The sequence below is a fragment of the Microvirga solisilvae genome (assembly GCF_022808595.1).
Lineage (GTDB): Bacteria > Pseudomonadota > Alphaproteobacteria > Rhizobiales > Beijerinckiaceae > Microvirga > Microvirga solisilvae.
On record NZ_JAKUCN010000006.1, the window covers coordinates 66750 to 85151 of the forward strand.

The 18402-nt window shown below is 54.8% G+C and carries 10 protein-coding genes; 5 read left to right on the forward strand and 5 right to left on the reverse strand.

Annotated elements, in window-relative coordinates; genetic code table 11:
• Positions 1–18: 18 nt before the first annotated feature.
• Positions 19–4872: a malto-oligosyltrehalose synthase gene (treY, locus tag MJ639_RS13045; RefSeq protein ID WP_243373422.1), complete on the reverse strand. Its 4854-nt coding sequence runs from the start codon at positions 4870–4872 to the stop codon at positions 19–21.
• Positions 4869–6689: a malto-oligosyltrehalose trehalohydrolase gene (gene treZ / locus MJ639_RS13050; protein WP_243373423.1), complete on the reverse strand. Its 1821-nt coding sequence runs from the start codon at positions 6687–6689 to the stop codon at positions 4869–4871. Before treZ ends, treY begins: the two co-directional genes overlap by 4 nt.
• Positions 6690–6949: 260 nt before the next feature.
• Between treZ and glgA the strand changes: the two genes are divergently transcribed.
• From glgA to MJ639_RS13070, 4 genes are all read left to right on the forward strand, one after another.
• The gene (gene glgA, locus MJ639_RS13055; RefSeq protein WP_243373425.1) at positions 6950–8479 is read left to right on the forward strand and encodes a glycogen synthase GlgA; all 1530 of its coding nucleotides are present in this window, start codon (positions 6950–6952) and stop codon (positions 8477–8479) included.
• A 699-nt stretch (positions 8480–9178) separates the two neighbouring features.
• Positions 9179–9907 (forward strand): LuxR C-terminal-related transcriptional regulator, encoded by a 729-nt coding sequence (locus MJ639_RS13060; RefSeq protein WP_243373427.1) that lies wholly within the window; start codon positions 9179–9181, stop codon positions 9905–9907.
• 21 nt (positions 9908–9928) lie between these two features.
• Positions 9929–12583, forward strand: coding sequence for a hybrid sensor histidine kinase/response regulator (locus MJ639_RS13065; RefSeq protein WP_243373429.1), 2655 nt, complete (start codon positions 9929–9931; stop codon positions 12581–12583).
• Positions 12584–12703: 120 nt separating this feature from the next.
• Positions 12704–14095, forward strand: coding sequence for a TadE/TadG family type IV pilus assembly protein (locus MJ639_RS13070; protein WP_243373432.1), 1392 nt, complete (start codon positions 12704–12706; stop codon positions 14093–14095).
• Between the two features lie 163 nt (positions 14096–14258).
• Here the strand turns inward: MJ639_RS13070 and MJ639_RS13075 are convergent, their stop codons facing one another.
• The 3 genes from MJ639_RS13075 to MJ639_RS13085 are packed head-to-tail and all read right to left on the reverse strand — an operon-like array spanning position 14259 to position 17720.
• On the reverse strand, positions 14259–15227 hold the full coding sequence (locus MJ639_RS13075; RefSeq protein ID WP_243373434.1) for a type II secretion system F family protein: 969 nt from the start codon (positions 15225–15227) through the stop codon (positions 14259–14261).
• 7 nt (positions 15228–15234) lie between these two features.
• Positions 15235–16230 (reverse strand): type II secretion system F family protein, encoded by a 996-nt coding sequence (locus MJ639_RS13080; protein ID WP_480212885.1) that lies wholly within the window; start codon positions 16228–16230, stop codon positions 15235–15237.
• Positions 16230–17720: a TadA family conjugal transfer-associated ATPase gene (locus MJ639_RS13085; protein WP_423790795.1), complete on the reverse strand. Its 1491-nt coding sequence runs from the start codon at positions 17718–17720 to the stop codon at positions 16230–16232. Before MJ639_RS13085 ends, MJ639_RS13080 begins: the two co-directional genes overlap by 1 nt.
• Before the next feature lie 240 nt (positions 17721–17960).
• On the opposite strand from MJ639_RS13085, the gene MJ639_RS13090 reads away from it, so the two are divergent.
• On the forward strand, positions 17961–18398 hold the full coding sequence (locus MJ639_RS13090) for a pilus assembly protein N-terminal domain-containing protein (protein WP_243373440.1): 438 nt from the start codon (positions 17961–17963) through the stop codon (positions 18396–18398).
• The last annotated feature ends 4 nt before the right edge of the window (positions 18399–18402 follow it).

The following is an 18402-nucleotide window of genomic DNA, read 5'->3' on the forward strand; positions in this document are numbered from 1 at the left end:
GCCTTGCGTCCGGGAAGATCAGAGACGCCCTGTCTTACTCTTCTGTCTCAAGACTGCGAAGGGGAAGGGGGAGAGGATCCCGCTCAGGCTCCGTTCCCCGTCGTCGAGGCTCAGGAGCTCACCTGTTATCACATTGGTCCATTGTCCTGCGGGCAGAGCTATGATCGTGTCTTTCCAGAAATGATGTTGAAACCGGAGTTCTTCGATGTCGATGAGGCCATTCCATAAGCGCGGTACGATCACGGCAAGACGTTCATCGCCATGCTCTCTCAGGAACGCGATTACATGTGCAGCGCCTTCGCCTATAACAGGTAGCGGCTGGTAATCTCCATCCGCATAGAGATCAGAAGATCCGGCGCGGTCCTTCAAGAGTGTCGTGATAAAATGCTGCTTGGTGGAGCCGCTGCGCCAATTCTCCAAAAAGTTCTTGGATGGTTTTCCCTCTGCCAGGGCTTTTGAACGAGCTTCGTAATCGACAGGGCGTCGATTATCGGGGTCCACTAGGGAAAAGTCCCAGAATTCCGTTCCCTGATAGATGTCTGGAACTCCCGGCAGCGTCATCTTCAGGATCGTGCGCGACAATCCGTTGAGCATGCCCAGGGCCGAGAGACGCAGTGCAAGCGGGCGAAGCCGTTCGATAATGCCGTTTTTCGGATCAAGAGCGGCCTGCAGGATTTTGAGCGCGGATCTCTCGTATTCATCGTTCGGGCTTACCCAGCTTGTCTGCCTTTTAGCCTCCCGGAGCGCCTTGGTTACATAACCTTTCATCCGCTCGTGGAATGAGGCCGTTTCCTCCTTGTCGTTGGCGTCCAAAAGCTCCAATGGCCAGGCGCCAAGAAGAGCCTGAAGCAGGATAACCTGATCGTTGGCGTCCGGTGCGGGAGAGCCACCCATGTCAGAAAGGTGAGGAGAAATCATTTCTCGCCACATCCTGATCGTTGCCTCACAATCATCCGGCATTTCTGACAGAGCCAGCAGGCGCGCCCGAGCATCCTCGCCACGTTTCGTATCGTGAGTGGCGGTCGCGAGCATGGAGTAAGGCCAGTTCCGAGCCCTCTGAATATTAGCTTCGTGGAAATCCTGAATCGTTATGCCGAAATGCCCTGGATCCCCGCCGACTTCGTTCAAGGCAATCAAGCGCCCATAGCGATAGAACAGTGTGTCTTCGAGGCTCTTCGCCATAACTGGCCCACTGAGTTGCTGGAACCGTTGCCGGAAACGACGAATATCTCCTAGCTTGGCAATCCTTGCCTTTCCGAGAAGAACACTTCCGACAAAGTCATGAGCACTCCGGTCTGGAAGAAGACTTGATCGCTTCGCCGCAGCAATAGCGCCTGTGATCAATCGCTCATCCTCGGGGGAAGGAGCGGAATCGGTAAGATAGCTGCGATAAACAGGGAATGCAGCGATGATCTCTACCAAAGCCCGGCGTAGGGCATGGTTGGTGTAATCCCGCGTGTGATGGCTAGCGTCAGCGATGGTCTTGATATCGGAAGTAATCGCGTCCAGCTCGCTGGCGAAATTGTTTTGAGTGATCTCAATCTTCGCCTGCTTCAGAAGGCTGTCATAATCTTCTGAGAAGCCAGAGGCTTCCTGGTAAATACGCTCGAAGGTCTTAGCTGCCTCCTGATCGACCAAGACACCGTCGATGAGATTGAGCGTATCGTATCCGGTGGTGCCAGCAACGGGCCAGGGACGTAAATCCTCGCCCGGCTCCAGAATTTTCTCGACCACAATATAGAAACCTGGCCCGAGTTTGCCCTGCAGCGCTTGCACATAACCCTCAGGATCGGCGAGCCCGTCGATGTGGTCGATACGTAGTCCATGGATGCGGTTCTCATCCACAAGGCGAAAGATCAATTCGTGCGTCCGCTCGAAGACTTCCGGGATATCGACTCGTATGCCTGCAAGACTATTAATGTCGAAGAACCGTCGGTAATTGATGTCGCTTGATGCGGCGCGCCAATAGGCTAGGCGATAGGATTGAGCTTCGAGCAGGCGGTGGAGAGCGTTGAAGCTTTCGGGACTTCCTTTGATGCCGTTGATATTTTTGAGCGTACGGCTAATGGCCTCACCAATCATGGGATGATTGGCTACGATACGCGCCAAGTCCTCCTTCAAGCGCTCTCCTTCTTCCACAGGCGACTTGATATGTGGTTCACTCAAAGCAGCAAGACGCTCTGTTACAGAAAGAAGATCATTGGTCTTCACGCCGTCCTCAACAGCCGCCAGAACTGGTGCTAGAACCAGCGGATAAGTCGCTGGGCAGATCGGCAGGCGGTGTTCCCAATGCCAAACGCTGAAGCTTCCTTCCCTTTCATCGAACTTCAGCTCAAGTTCACCTTTCTCTAGCGTCTCTCCATAGACGTTCCCGAGGATGGGAATAAGCAACTTCCCGTTTGCTCCTGGTCGCTCCCAATCGATGTCGAATGCGTCTACTGTGGGCGACAGGCGGCCCCATTCGAGAGCCGACAGCCACCATGCATTTGCTTGCCCGCCCACGCCCATATGGTTGGGAACGATATCGAGAATGAGTTTCAGGCCATGCTCTTTCAGAGCATCCGAAAAGCGGCGGAAACCTTCCTCGCCACCGAGTTCAGAATTGATGACGTAATGATCCACGATGTCATAGCCGTGTGTGGACCCTGGGCTGGCGGCGTGAATAGGCGAGGAATAGACATGGCTGATGCCGAGGCTGGCCAAGTACGGTACGATTTTCACGGTATCATCAAAGGTGAAGCCTTTGTGAAACTGCAGCCTATAGGTGGCCCGCGGCGGTGGGGACGCCAAGGCACTCTTACGATCTCGAGCATCGCGTCCTTCTTCGGTCAAGGCAGCTGAGAGCTTTGCCAGAAGGCCGCCCGGCGCAGCAATGGATTCTGTCGTGCGGGACAAGCGCCTGCGCCAGTTTGGATGTCCGACATCCATTCCCGGCATGTTGGGCTGGTTCAACTCGCCGGATGCGTCCTCGATCTGCAGAGACGTCAGCACACAAGAAGTGCGCGCGAGATAGCGTATTGCAGGTTCTAGAGGAGGTGAATGTGGAACTTGAGACGATGGTAGCAGGCCTTCCTTGGCGAGGGATGCCGCGAAATGACGCTTGTCGGCCTCTCGTGCCTCACGTTCGCGCTCTGCCGTCTCAGGATCGAAGATGCCGAGGGTCTGCCGCAGATCGATGTCAAGCCCGCGCCACCACCCGATGAATGTCGGCAGGTCATGCGTTGTCAGAACGGAGAGAGCAGGGCGCGGATAGGCTTGCGGCTCCTTGAACCCTGCGCCTTCCCGTTCGAAGGGAAGCACGCGATAGCTGAGCACACCCGATTGCATGATAGCGTCTGAGAAGCCCTTTGGAGCCGTGCCGAGATCTTCCGCGATGACTAGACAGCGAGCGCGGTGACTTTCCACGCGCAGCACTGCGAGCATGGCCTCAAAGGGGTAATCGACATAAGCGCCCTGCGAGGCTGCCGCGCCGGATGGAATGAGGAACAGGCGCTGCAACTGGAATGCATGATCGATGCGGATCGCGCCAGCATGACGCATATTCGCGGAGACCAGATCGCGGAAGGCAGCGAGACCTTGCTCCTCAAGAGCCAAAGGATTGAAAGGCGGCAAGCCCCAGTTCTGACCTTGTGGTCCGAGAGGATCGGGTGGGGCGCCGATGGAAAGCCCCGCTGCATAGCGCTCAGGGGTCGCCCAGATTTCAGATCCTCCGCCATCGGCTCCGACTGCGAGATCCCGATAGAGGCCAATCGTCAAACCGGCCGCACGTGCATGATCGGCAGCCTGAGCCAATTGCTTATCGGCGATCCATTGCAGCCAAGCGTGAAATTCAATACGCTCCTCGTGCTCGGATCGAAACCTCTCGACATCGACGGAACTGGCATCGCGAAATGCCTGCGGCCACTCGCCGATCCAGGCAAGGCCTTGCGCGCTGAAATGTTCTGACAGGGCCTCGAATGTCGCATGTGCTTCGAGGGCTTTTCCTCCCCCGCGCTGGAACGCTACGAATGCAGATCGGTCGCCCGAGACCTGAAAATGTTTCCATACAGCGTCTAGCAGGGAGCGCTTGATGCACCAGGCTTGCCCATAGTCGATGAGTTGCGCGCCCTGAAGGCGAGAGATGTGATCCTGCACATCCTGCCGTTCCAGAGTTTGCTTGGCTCCGCTCTCAGCAAATCCATCGACGGCGGTTGGGTCGATATACAGCGATTCCAAGAACAGCCGTGATGATGGGGAATAAGGTGAGATCTTGGTGCGATCGGCTGCAAAGAGGGCGTGAGCAGGGCTCAGACCCAGGAAGGCTCCTCCCAAGGCAGCAATGCTTCGAGCCAGATCGGCGACATCGGTATAATCGCCAATGCCGAGATCGTGCGCTGAACGCAGTGAATAGATTTGAGCCGTCGCGCCCCATAGTCTTCGGTGATCGTTTAGTGCCTCGGGCTGCCAGCATTGTTCGGGCGCAGCAATGATCGTCGCCTCGAAACCATCCAAGTTAAGGCTGTGATAGCCCATAGGCAGGGCAGGGATGCTCAGCGCATTATCATTCTCAGCAACTCGCCCTTCAAGAGCTTCTCCGCTCTCCTGGGTGATTGACCAGTGGCCTTGTGGAGGTTTGCCTCGGAGTGGGATGAGAGTAGGCCGATCCGCAAGGATAGATATGACAGCGGGTATTAATCCGGCCTTCAATTTCTTCAGACGAGAAAGACTCTGCTGCGCCGCTTCCTCGGTTGAAATGTTGAGGCCCAAGGCTTCGAGAAGTGCGCGTCGCGTCTCCGGCGTCGTCTTGATATTCCGTCCGAAAGCGTCTGAGTAATCCGAAGATATACCAATGGCTTCTGACAAATTCTCGAGAAGAGCCTCCAATCTGCTCATGCCGAGGCCTCTTTCAAAATCAATCCTTCCCAGGGTTCGAGAGAGAAGTGATCTCTTTCAGATGGGAGGCTTGCATTCGTCCAGATGACACGAGACTTATTGCTGAGATCGATGGAAGCCGATTGATTTCCGACATTCGCGACAAGGCGCAGATTTTCCTCAAAGAATGACCAGATCACTTCAAGTATGCCCTCCTGCGAAGCGGCGTAATGGGAGCCCTGATATTCGCGACTGAGGAGAGGCAGGATTTCGTCTCGTCGGAGTTTCAGCAAACGACGTGTTTCCGACAGTACACCTTGATGAGGCGATCTCTCTTTCTCTGCCCAATCGATTTTGGAGCGCTCGAAGGTTGAACGCTCTGTTGGATCGGGGATGCGCTGTGCCATGTCGGCATCGGCAAAAGCCTTAAAATGCTTGAATTCGCTCCGTCGCCCTTCGCGGACGGCTTTAGCGAGATCCGGCTCCGTTTCGAAATCGACGAAGAACTGGAAGGGCGATGACGCCGACCATTCCTCCCCCATGAAGAGCATAGGGATTTGGGGGGAGAGCAGAAAGATCGCTCGGGCGAGCGCAAGGCGGTCGGAGGTAATGAGATGCGAGAGCCGCTCTCCAAAGGCGCGGTTGCCCACCTGATCATGGTTTTGGAGAAAGGACACGAAAGCTGTCGGCGGAAGATGCGCCGAGGGTTCGCCGCGGATGATTCCGGGTTTATGCGCTGAGGGATCTCCCTGATAGGCGAAACCCTCCGCCAGCGCCCGGCCCAGACGCTCGAGCGGCCTGTCCGCATAATCTTCATAATAGCCTTCATTCTCTCCTGTCAGGAGTGAATGCCAGGAATTGTGGACGTCATCGGCCCATTGTGCCGTGTGCAGACGCGGTCGTCCCCCGTCTTTCCGTTCCAGCCAGCGTGCCTGGTTTGCCTCGTTTTCAAGAACGAGGTGGACTTGGCGATCAGGGATGCTCTCGCGAATACGGGTCGGGAGTTCTTCCAGGAAATGAGGTTTGCTATCGTCGACAATGGCATGTACGGCATCGAACCGGAGGCCGTCAAAGTGATACTCTTCCAGCCAGTAAAGCGCATTGTGAATGAAGAAGTCGCGCACTATGCGACTGCCTTCTCCATCGATATTGATGCCGGCGCCCCATGGGGTCGGATGCCGTTCAGTGAAGAACGATTTGGCATAGGAATGCAGGTAGTTTCCTGACGGCCCGAAGTGATTGTAGACCACGTCCAGAAACATCATCAGATCAAGACTATGCGCATGGTCGATCAGGCGCTTCAGATCGTCGGGGCTCCCGTAGCTCGCATCGGGAGCAAAAGGCAAAACGCCATCGTAACCCCAGTTCCTGCGACCAGGAAACTCTGCAAGCGGCATGAGCTCGATTGCTGTGACACCCAGATCGCGAAGATAGTCGAGTTTCTTCATCAGCCCGGTATAGGTCCCCTCGGGCGTGGCCGTTCCCACATGCACTTCGTAGAGAATGGTCTCTTCCCAGGGGCGTCCTTTCCACGACCTATCGGACCATTCAAAGGATCGGGGATCGATGACTGAACTCAGTCCATGAACATCATCGGGCTGGAAGCGCGATGCTGGATCGGGGACCACGAGATTTCCGTTAATTCTATAGCCGTATCGTTTTCCGGCATCGATCATAGGAGTAGTGAGACGAAACCACCCACCTTCATGAAGCTCCATGGCATGATCGGTTCCATCCACCACAAGTCTGGCATCCCGCGCAGTCGGCGCCCAGAGAGAAAAGCGGACGCCTTCTGCCGTAACCTCAGCTCCGAAAGGCATGGTGTGTATCCGCTGCATGACATCTCCAATGGTTGGGACACTTGCGAACGAGCTTTGCTGTGCAATGTTCCCAGCTTTCGCAAAGGATATGGCCAAGCTTTGAGGCAGTTCCTTGCACGATACGTGATGCACGGGGTGAAAAGTTCCATATCGTCTTCAGGCCAGGGGTACCCAAAAATACTCGAAGTTTCAGCGGAACATTCCAACGAGCAAAAGCGTTATGACGGCGACCTGCTTTGGGCGCGGGAGGTCACTGGGGAGCGCGCCCTCGTGATGACATGCTGGAAACACTTTACTCGGAAGCTGATGCAGCTTTCGCAACGACAAATCATGTCGGTCTGAATCAGGATCGTCAGACTTCAATCTCAGTAAAACGCCGCCAATCCATTCTTTTCGTCACATCGGAAATTGCCGATTACGTCAAAGCAGGCGGCCTTGGTGAAGTATCGGCAGCCTTGCCGCGTGCTCTCAGGCATCATTACGATGTGCGCATCCTTATCCCGGGTTATCGGCAGGTTTTATCTCAAATCGGCCATATCGAAGAGATCGGCCGCCTACCTTCAGCATTCGGTATTCCTTCCTGTGGCCTTGGGCGTGGGCAAACGAAGGATGGGTTGACAGTTTACGTTCTGCTGTGCCCCGAACTGTATGAGCGCGACGGTTCGCCTTATGTCGATGCACTTGGCGTGGATTGGAAGGACAATGATATTCGCTTCGCGCGTCTTGGCCTTGCTGCGGCGGATATTGCCTGCGGTCATGGGGACGCGCTTTGGCGCGCCGATCTTCTGCATCTCAACGATTGGCCTTCCGGTTTAGCTGCTGCATACTTGACCTGGCGCGGCCAGCACATCCCCACCATCCTGACCATCCATAACTTGGCGTATCAAGGGTTATTCGAGCGAGATCGCCTGTCGAGCCTAGGCATTCCGGATGCCGCCTTTCATATCAACGGTGTCGAATTCTACGGCAAGCTGTCGTTCCTGAAGGCAGGTATCTTCTACGCATCGCACATCACGACCGTCAGTGCGACTTATGCAAAGGAGATCACGAGGCCGGAATTCGGCTGTGGTCTCGATGGGCTTTTGAGAACCCGCGCCCGTCAGGGGCGTCTCGATGGGATCATCAACGGTAGCGATCCGAGTTGGGATCCGGCCAAGGATCCTTATCTCGTGAGCCGCTTCTCGGCAGAGAATGTTCGTGGCAAGCGCGCCAATGCCAACAATGTGCGTAAGAATTTCGGTCTTGCACTTTCCAACGGGCCGCTGTTTGCCGTGGTCTCCCGTCTGGTTCATCAGAAGGGCGTCGATCTGGCTATCTCGGCTGCGGAGACCATCGTGTCGCAGGGTGGGCAGATTGCTGTCATTGGCCAGGGGGAACCCCGGTTCGAGGCTGAGTTGAAAGCTCTGGCTCAGAGGCATCCTGGCTCCGTTGGCGTGAAGATCGGATATGACGAAGGTGACGCCCGTCGCATGTATGCAGGCAGCGACTTTCTTTTGATGCCGTCCCGTTTCGAGCCCTGCGGACTGAGCCAGATGTACGCTCAGCGCTTCGGATCGTTGCCCATCGCTCACAAGACAGGCGGTCTTGCCGACACCATAGAGGACGGTGTGACGGGCTTCCTTTTCGGGGAGCCTTGTCTTTATCGCTTCACCGATGCCATCAAGCGAGGACTTGAAACATTCCGCTCGCGCTCCCGGCTCTCTGCCATGCGTCGCGCCGCCATGAGCAGGCCTCTCGGATGGGATCGTTCAGCCACCAAATACAAGGATGTTTATGAAAGGGCCTGCCAAGTCGCCGCTCGCGCTTAGGAGCAATGCGCAATGTCGACGAGGGCAGGGTGCTTTGAACAGTGCCGCAGCCTGCGCTTTTCCTTGATTGCGGGAGCCTGTTGTGGCCAGCTTGGTGACAGTACACTAGGCGCTGATGCGGTTGCCGCATTTACCAAATAAGTTGGCGCTTGTACCAGGGCGGCTCTCGAGACTTGGCAGCATGGTGGGACCGCTATGTGATGATCCCACGCAAGATAGATAAGATTTGCGTTTCTGCAGGTGCCGATTCATTTTTTTCTTAATGCCCTTCTCTAAAAGTTGCTCTTTCGGGCTCTGCTTGCCCGTCTGTAGGCGATTTTGCAAACAGTCTATGCAGTTTGGTCTATGTAATAATAAAACATAATATGCCAGTCTCTATCTAGGCTCAGATCTCGAAACGAGGCTCGGGATTATTCCCATATGTCCGGAACCGCCGCTCATCTCGTAAGGGAGAAATGAGTTCTGCTTGGATCGGCGTGCTGAAACCCAAACGTTGTTTCGTATTGAGTAAAAGTATGTCGATTTAACCTTCATAAGGATGAGCAAAGCTGGGATTAGTTGCCTCTTAATGTCGCGATAACATTGTATCGTATTGTTCTTTTATTAGGAATAAGGCAAGTTGAGCCAGATAAAACTTAATACTCGACTTTCTGTACTGATCCGAGCCATCGGACAGGGTCTAAAAGGGGGGGCATATTGATGGGGGCGCCTGCGCGCATCGGCCTTGTGGCTGATGATGATGCGTATTTCCGAATGGCTGTAGGTGCGATTCTGGTTCGGCAGTTCGGATTCTCCGAGATCATAGAAGCCGGTTCCTTGGATGAGGCCCTGGAGCGTTTGGGCGAGAGCCCGAATATCGGTGCGGCACTCTTCGACCTTTCTATGCCGGGTATGGGCACACCCACCAACCTTCGCGCAGTCCGAGAGTGCTCTCCGGAAACGAAGGTGGCTGTCATCTCGGCTTCGAACAACCGGCGCAATATCCTTCTGGCACTCGAAGCGGGTGTTCACGGCTATATGCTCAAGAGCTTGAGCATTACGGATCTCGCTGCAGCTCTCCAGATTATTTTTGATGGCGGAATTTATGTTCCGCCTAGCCTAGCCGACATCTCTTCCATGGCCGTAGAAACCTCGGATGACATAAGCAAGGTTTCTGTCGAGAAAGTAGAATTGCCAGCCGCCTCGCTGGAGCCAGAAGCCGGGCCCATGAGCCCACTGACACCACGCCAACAGGATGTTCTGGATCTCCTTGTTCAGGGAAAAACAAACAAGGAAATTGCGCTTGCTCTCCGGCTTGGTGAGGGAACGGTGAAGATCCACATGGCGGCCATCTTCCGTTATTTCGGAGTGAATAATCGTGCTGCGGCAGCCGTTGCAGGGGCGCGCCCCTATCCGAACCGTCGGCGAAATCTCATGAGCAGCATGTAGCTCAGCCTCGAGTGCGAAGTCATGAAGGTCGGATGGAAGGCAAAGATCATGCGGGCTGGTTCGGGGATTTTCCGCGAGCAGCGCAGCAGCCTCATCTGGCGTTTCTTTCTAATCGGAGTTGCCGCACTGGCGCCCTTAAGCGCCGCTCTCGTCCAATTCGCCGGGGATGAGCGCAAGCTCGCGATGGAGGCCACACGCGAGCGGGCTGAAGTTCTCATTTCTTATGCCGTAGAGCGTCAGAGCCGCATGCTAGAGGATACAAGGGTGCTTCTGCATCACCTCAGCGACACGGGCTCTCTGAATGATGACGAGCAAGGCTGTAAGAATGCCCTTCAGCGCCACTTCGGTATTTATCCGTGGTTGATCTCATTGCGTGTTTCGGAGCCGGGCGGACGAGAAATCTGCACTGCCAGTTCGGAGAACTCAAATTCCACCTTCTCTGAGCAGGAGGTTTTCAGAAAGACTCTGAGTGGTGAACGCTTCGCTCTTGGAGAACTCACTGCAGACTCCAAGTCAGGCCTCCTCAGCATGGCTGCTGCTATGCCTATCCTGGATAAAGGACAGGTTGAAGCCATTATTACTGCCGTCATAAGGCTTGATCTTCAGAAAGAGCATTCTTTCCTGGCGCTTGGGACAAGTCTCGACATCAACACTCTCGTGCTCGACCGCAATGGAACACTCATTGCTCATGATCCTCCCATGCCAGGGTGGATCGGCCGCAGCCTCCAAAGCCATGAGGTGGCGCGCTCAGCGCTTGAGAAGCCGCAAGGATATGCTGAGGCTGCTGACCTTTTCGGCTCTTCTCGGCTTTTCGTCTTCCGGGCGTTGCCGGGGACGGATACGATTCTGGCCGTCGGGCTTAACAGAGCATCTGTGATTGGTGCGATCGATGAAACGCTGCGTTACCGCTTTTTCCTCATCATCATTATTGTAAGTGGATCGCTTCTGCTTGGAATGCTGGGCGTGGAAGGATTGATTTTGCGGCCGCTTCGAAGCCTTGTCCAAACAGCTGAGGCGCTCGAGCGAGGCAATTTTGATGTGCGTTCTCCCTACAAAGGAATGGGAGAGGTTCGCATTCTAGAGCGTGCCTTCAATAGAATGGCACAGGCCGTTGCCGACCGTGAGAAGGAGCTGATGGCATCCAAGGATGTTGCGGAGAAGGCTCTGAGCCAAGCTAACATCGCAAGCCAGGCCAAGACGAACTTTCTGGCATCCATGAGCCACGAGATCCGCACTCCGCTCAATGGAATTATCGGCTACACCGAGCAGCTTCTGGATGAAAAGCTGAACACGAAGCAGAGGCGTTATGCAGACCTGATTCAGGTATCCGCGTCCGCGCTGCTGACTGTGGCAAATGACATTCTCGACTTTTCCAGCATCGAAGCAGAGCAGATCAGGCTGCAGATCGAGCCATTCTCACTGATGTCTCTGATCGACAACACGGTTTCTATTGTCAGCAGCGGCGCGGGAAAGAAGGGAGTTCCCATCCGCATTGAATGGGATCCCGAAGTTCCCAAGATGGTTCTTGGTGACGAGGCGCGGTTGCGCCAGATCCTGCTCAATCTTCTGAACAATGCCGTCAAGTTCACCCGTGAAGGCCAGATCACGACTCGTGTGGAATGTAAGGGCGCTTCCGATGCGGGGGAGATCATTCGCATTTCCGTAACTGACACAGGCATTGGTATTCCGCTGGAGCAACATGGTCGCCTCTTCAAGCGGTTCTCCCAGGGCGACCCATCCATCCGGCGTGAGTTCGGCGGCACGGGGTTAGGGCTTGCCATCTCCAAGCGCCTCATTGAGTTGATGGGCGGCCAGATCGGCATGCAGAGCGAGCAGGGCAAAGGATCGACATTCTGGATCGAGTTGAGCTTGCCTCAAATCGACATGCCGCCCTTGGTGCCTATCCAGGAGGGAGTGCCAAAGGCCACAAAGCCCGCCCGCATCCTTATTGTCGAGGATGTCGAGATCAACCGGGAGCTGGTGCAGATTCTGCTCGAGGCTGCAGGTCATACGATTGACGCCGCCTGCAATGGGGAGGAGGCCGTGGCGGCTGTGCAGGCCTCAAACTATGATCTTGTCCTCATGGACATCCAGATGCCTGGCATGGATGGAATGACGGCAATTCGCGAAATTCGAGCCCTTGATCATCCAGCGAGCAAAGTCTTCATCGCAGCCATGACGGCCAACGTGCTGCCGCAGCAGGTTCGGGACTTCATGAAGGCAGGCTTCAATGACCATATCGGCAAGCCGGTCAGGCGTGATGATCTCATGCGCAAACTGAAGGAGTGGCTTCCAGATATAGTGGATGCGAGCGCAGAATCGGATGCCGGCCCATCTAGCCAAACCTTCAAAAAGAGCCACTTTGCAGATTTTAGAAATACAATCGGTGCGGAACGTATTTCGCAGTGGCTTGCGAGGCTCGACGAGCAATTGAGAACATCATTGGCAAGCGATGACTTTGTCGATGCAGACCGGCGTTATATTGCCAGGGCGGCGCACGCGATCACGTCCCAGGCTGCTCTACTAGGGTTCTCCGAATTGGCGGAGTTCTGTACCGCGCTCGAGCAGGAATGTGGCTCCGGCGGGGACATCTCGACTACCTTGGGAAAAGCGCGCCAAGCTGCCCGGATGGCGCGAGATGTCATCGCCGAGATGAACTCCTTGTCGCTTGCATAGCGCATTAGGCCTAGGCCATCCAGGTGAATGGAACAGCTTCCTAAAGTACGCCAATATATTGGCTGTCTTAGTTTGCCTTGAACGCGGAGCGCATCCTCATCGTGCTCCGGCGGAGAGTCCATGATGGTCGTGTCTCCTATGCCTGTATCACAAAAAAACTCTGTTTTCTCACGCCTTCATAAGTTCTGGAAGAACGAGGGAGGAGCAACGGCAGTAGCCATGGGCCTCATGTCGCCCGTCATCATCGGTGGCATGGCCTTAGGGGGGGAGACCGGATACTGGTATTATACGGCACGCAAGTTGCAGAACGCCGCCGATACAGCAGCGTATTCTGCCGCTGTACGCAAGCGCGCGGGAGATACCGGAACCAAGCTGGATGCCGCTGCCATTAGAGCTGCAGCAAGCACAGGTTTTAAGCCCAAATTGGTGGATTTGGACCCTGACCCTGTTTCAACTGAATGGATTGCAACCAATCTCTTCGTTAACAACCCTCCACAGACAGGCGTCTCAGCCAAAGATCACCAAGCGGTTGAGGTTCGTCTCTTCGAAGTCAAGGCACGTCTCTTATCATCCATATTCTCAAAGGACCCAATTAGGATCGAGTCGCGTGCCGTCGCTCGACTATCGGATGGAACACCAGCCTGCGTTATCGCTCTGTCGCAGACAAAGCAGAAGGCTGTCGAAGTCTCCGGCAGCTCATCAGCAACTTTGAAGGATTGTGGGGTTGCCTCTAACTCCGTTCAGGATACCGCGTATTATATGCCGAATTCTAGTGCGTATCTCGCCGCCGATTGTATCAGTACGGTTGGGGGGAGCTCGATCAAAAATCCAAGTGAGGAAACTTTGGATCTGAACGAGCAAATATGCCCTAGTGTCCAGGAGAACGCCCCCGCGATACCTGATCCCTATGCAATGGTTGAGGAGCCGGATTTTTCGGACATTGAATGCGCAACGAGCAATGTCGTATCCGGCACTGTCGATCCAGGACCGCATCATGTCATGCGGTTCTGCGGTGGACTAACCGTAAAAGATAAGACCAGCGTCACCTTTCTCCCAGGCCTTTACATCGTCGATGGCGGCAATATGTCCATGAACGGCGGCACTATCAGCGGGCAGGGTGTAACGTTCTTTTTTGCAAATAACGCAACTGCGAAATTGGCAGGAAACCCATTCATTGACTTGGTTGCGCCTAACGCTAGCAATAAGAACGAGGCAACTGAAAGCCTTATGGGTCTCGTCTTCTTTGGCGCACGCTGTACTTTGAATTCGCCAACCTGTGATGAGCTTTTCAAGATCACAGGCGCCCCTAATTCCACGATTCAAGGCGCTATCTACTTGCCTGGATCGGAAGTCGAATTCTTGGGCAATTCGACTGCTTCGAATATTTGTTTTCAGATCATTGCAGATAGGGTGATCTTCACGGGAAATTCCACAATCAAGATGGGATCAAACTGCAAATTCGCCGGAACGAAAGAAGCGAAGATCGCGCAGATAATAAGGCTTACCGAGTAAAAGGCTTCCGGTTAATTTAATGACCTGAAATAGCTAGGGACTCTGATTGAGAGGCGTCCTGCGCCTATGGCAAGAGAGACGGATACTAACGGTCTAGTTTCTGTGCTTGTCGGAGCCTATCTGAGCCCTGCGTTCATAGCCGAACTCTTCCGTTTCCTTGCTTTTACATAATCATAATTCGAATGATGGCCGGCGTGATGATGACGGCGAACAGAACTGGCAGGAAGAACAGGATCATCGGTACCGTGAGCTTCGGAGGGAGAGCCGCAGCCTTCTTTTCAGCCTCGCTCATACGCATATCGCGATTTTCTTGAGCGAGCACTCTCAAGGAATGGGCGAGGGGAGTGCCGTATTTTTCTGACTGAATAAGGCTCGTGACCACGCTTTTGACGCCATCCAGGCCTGTGCGCTCTCCCAGATTGTCATAGGCTTTACGGCGATCCTGTAGATAAGAGAGTTCGGCCGTCGTAAGGCTAAGTTCTTCCGCAAGTTCGATAGATTGAACTCCAATTTCTTCCGAGACTTTGCGAAGGGCGCTCTCGATTCCCATGCCGCACTCGACACAGATCAGGAGGAGATCGAGCGCATCAGGCCAAGAGCGCTGGATGGATTCCTGACGCTTCTTGATCTTGTTTTGCAAATACAAGGGCGGCACGAAATAGCCGATCCAAGCACCGACAACAGAGATCCCGAGCTTTACGAACATCGGATGCTGGAGGCGCAGAACGGCAAAAACATAGAAGAGCGCGAGCAGGAAAATAACGAGCGGAGCGATCGCTCGAATGGCCAAGAACGTAATGACCGGGCTTTCGCCGCGATAACCGGCCATGCGCAATTTTTGAGCGAGATCCCCGCCCTCGACTTGGCTGGCGAGGTCAAACCGATCGACAATAGCCTTGAACAGCTTCTTAGGCTCCTTTCGTAGGGACGGAGCTTTTTTTGTCGGATTGAGACGGGCGCGTTCCCGCGCACGAATTCTTTCACGCTCGCTCGCTACCTGAGCCATGCGGGTGTTCAGCTCATCGCGGGCGAAGTAGGGCCAAGCGATAACCAGAATTGCACCGCATACGGAAATGGATGCTGAAAGAGCTATAAGAAGATCGCTGTTCGCAAGGATTCCTGCCGGGTTCATAGGTGCCTCAGAAGTCGAAGTTGATCATCTTACGCATCACGAGACATCCGATCAGCATCCAGAAGCCCGATACAGCAAGAGTAATGTTCCCAGTTGTTGTTGAGAAAAGAAGGCCGATATATTCCGGCGACGTGAGGTAAATCAGCGTCGCAACCACGACCGGAAGGCTGCCGATGATGCCGGCGGAGGCCTTTGCCTCAGAACTGACGGCCTTGATTTTAGCCTTCATCTTCTTGCGTTCGCGCAACACCTTCGAGAGATTGGACAAAGCCTCGGAAAGGCTGCCGCCGGTTCGGCTCTGCAGGGAGATGACAATCGAGAAGAAGTTTGCTTCCGTAAGAGGGATGCGCCCGGCAAACTTCTGGACGGCTTCGTCGATCGGCAATCCCAGGGTTTGATCTTCAAGGATGGCTCGGAACTCGCCTCTCACCGGCTCCTGGGCTTCCAGGGAGATAATCCGAAGGCAATCCACGAGCGGAAGGCCGGCCTTCACGCCACGAACAATCACATCGACCGCATTCGGAAATTCATTCGAGAAAGCCTTGAAGCGGCTGCCTCTCTTGCCGTTGACATAGATGTAAGGGATCAGGAGGCCGCCGGTTATACCGAAGCCGATGGAGGAAACGAGGCCAAGACCGAAGAGGATCAACGACAGAAAGAACGAGAAGATGCCTGCTCCGATGCTCACCAGGTAATAGGTCTTCATCGTCCAGGTGAGGCCAGCCTGACGGATGCGTACCATCAACGTCAGCTTGGAGCTTTTCTTGGATTTCTGCTTGTCCTCCAATTCTTGAAGCGTTGCTTCGAGCGCTTTGCGGCGCTTCGCTTCATCGCTTATAGAGCTGCGACTTACAGTCGGCCCCATTGCAGCAATGGCTGCGAAGCGTTTGTAAGTATCGGAACGACGCTCAAAGTAAGTGTACAGAAGCGCGATTACGATGCTTGCAGCGCATAACGTAACCAGCAGAGCAATATAGATTGGGATGAGCTCGGGCTTCAGCATCAGCCGTCGACCTTGTCCGCGGCGTCGAGGGCTGCGGCCAAGCGCTTCTCTTCGCCGTAATAGCGCGCCCTGTCCCAAAACCGCGGGCGTCCCACGCCTGTCGAGCGATGCTTCCCGATAATGTTGCCGTTCGCATCCTCGCCAATGATCTCATAAGTGAAGAGATCCTGCGTAATGATGACATCTCCTTCCAGGCCGAGCACCTCGGTGATGTGTGTAATGCGACGGGAACCATCACGCAGACGAGCAGCCTGAACAATCACGTCGACGGATGAGGTAATCATTTCACGAATAGTCTTGGATGGAAGGCTGTAACCTCCCATCGTGATCATCGACTCGATACGGGATACTGCTTCGCGTGGAGAATTCGAGTGCAGTGTACCCATCGACCCGTCGTGACCGGTGTTCATGGCCTGGAGGAGATCAAAAGCCTCCGGGCCTCGCACCTCGCCTACGATAATGCGCTCTGGACGCATACGGAGACAGTTCTTGACGAGATCGCGCATGGTGATTTGACCCTCTCCCTCAATATTGGGAGGGCGGGTTTCCAGGCGGACGACATGGGGCTGCTGCAATTGCAGTTCGGCGGCATCCTCGCAGGTGACAATGCGTTCGCCAGGCTCGATGTAACGGGTCAGGCAGTTCAGCAGTGTCGTCTTGCCGGAGCCCGTACCGCCGGAAATGATCACGTTGCAGCGGACGCGTCCGATGATTTCAAGAATGGCCGCGCCTTCGGGAGTGATTGCCCCGAACTTGACCAATTGCTCAAGCGTGAGCTTGTCCTTCTTGAACTTTCGGATCGTGAGCGTCGGCCCGTCGATGGCCAGCGGTGGGGCGATGACGTTGACGCGAGACCCATCAGCGAGGCGAGCATCGCAAATGGGACTCGATTCATCAACACGACGGCCGACCTGGCTAACGATGCGCTGGCAAATATGCAGAAGCTGAGCATTGTCCTTAAAATGGATATCCGTCTTCTGAACTTTGCCGCCGACTTCGATATAAACGGTATCAGCGCCGTTCACCATGATGTCGGCAATGTCGTCGCGGGCAAGCAGAGGCTCGAGAGGGCCATATCCCAGGACGTCATTGCAGATGTCCTGCAGAAGTTCGTCCTGCTCGGCGGTGGACATCGCAAGCTTCTTCGCGCTTACGATATCCTTGACGATATCGCCAATGGCACTGCGTGCCTGTTCAAGATCCATCTTACCCAGCTGGGTAACGTCGATGGCTTCGATCAGCGTGGCAAAGACTTGGGCCTTTAGAGCATAATATTCGTCATTCTTCCGGGGCGCTTGCGGACGTGGGCCATTGCCTTCTGTTGAGCCTGGCTTTGCTTGCCCTGTTACGGCGCGTGAAGTGGGCTCGGCAGGGTGGGACTTGTGCGTGTTGGGTTGAGTGCCGGCAGACGTAGAGTCAGCCTGAATGCCTGGTGGCAGAGCAGGGGGCTTCTTGAAGCCTTCATTCTGCAAACTTCTTTTGCCGAACATATTGTGAAGTCTCGCCTTTGCTCGGCTCTCCGATCCTTCCGTCAGGCTCGTCGCCGTCCACATCAGATCTCTTTTTGAACCTGCCTAAGGCAGGGGTCCATTCAGCTTCTTGGCCTAGGACATTTCCGTCCAAGCCTCGGCCATATGGCCTAATTGCATCCATGGCCGAACAGGTGGTTTGAAAGAAGAATGCCATCCGACCGGATTAAATCGATGCAGGGCTTACTCTTGAAGACCACCTTGGCGACACTCGTACTGGGATTCCTGTGCCCTTTCGCCGAAGTGCGTTCGGATGAATTGCCATCCCAGGGTGCTGTAAGTTCAACGGCGTCTCGCATTCGCGTCCGAGCAGATCAAGATGCCCTTCCTGTCACGTTGGATTTTGCCAAGATCCTGACATTCGACCTGCCGGCGCGCACGATCATCATCGGCAACCCTAGTATTGTCGACGGTACATTGAGCGATGAGTATAATCTTGTCCTGACAGGGAAGGCTGTCGGCGTCACGAACATGATCATTCTTGGCGAAGCGGGAGCGGAGATTGCCAATCTGCGGGTGGTTGTCTCGGCCAGTGCGAGCCAAGTAACGACCGTTTATCACGGCAGCGCTCAGCAGGTGTATTCCTGTGTCGATGCCTGCCGACCGATTGGCAAGGCCGAGGCTACAAAGCAGCAGTAAAACT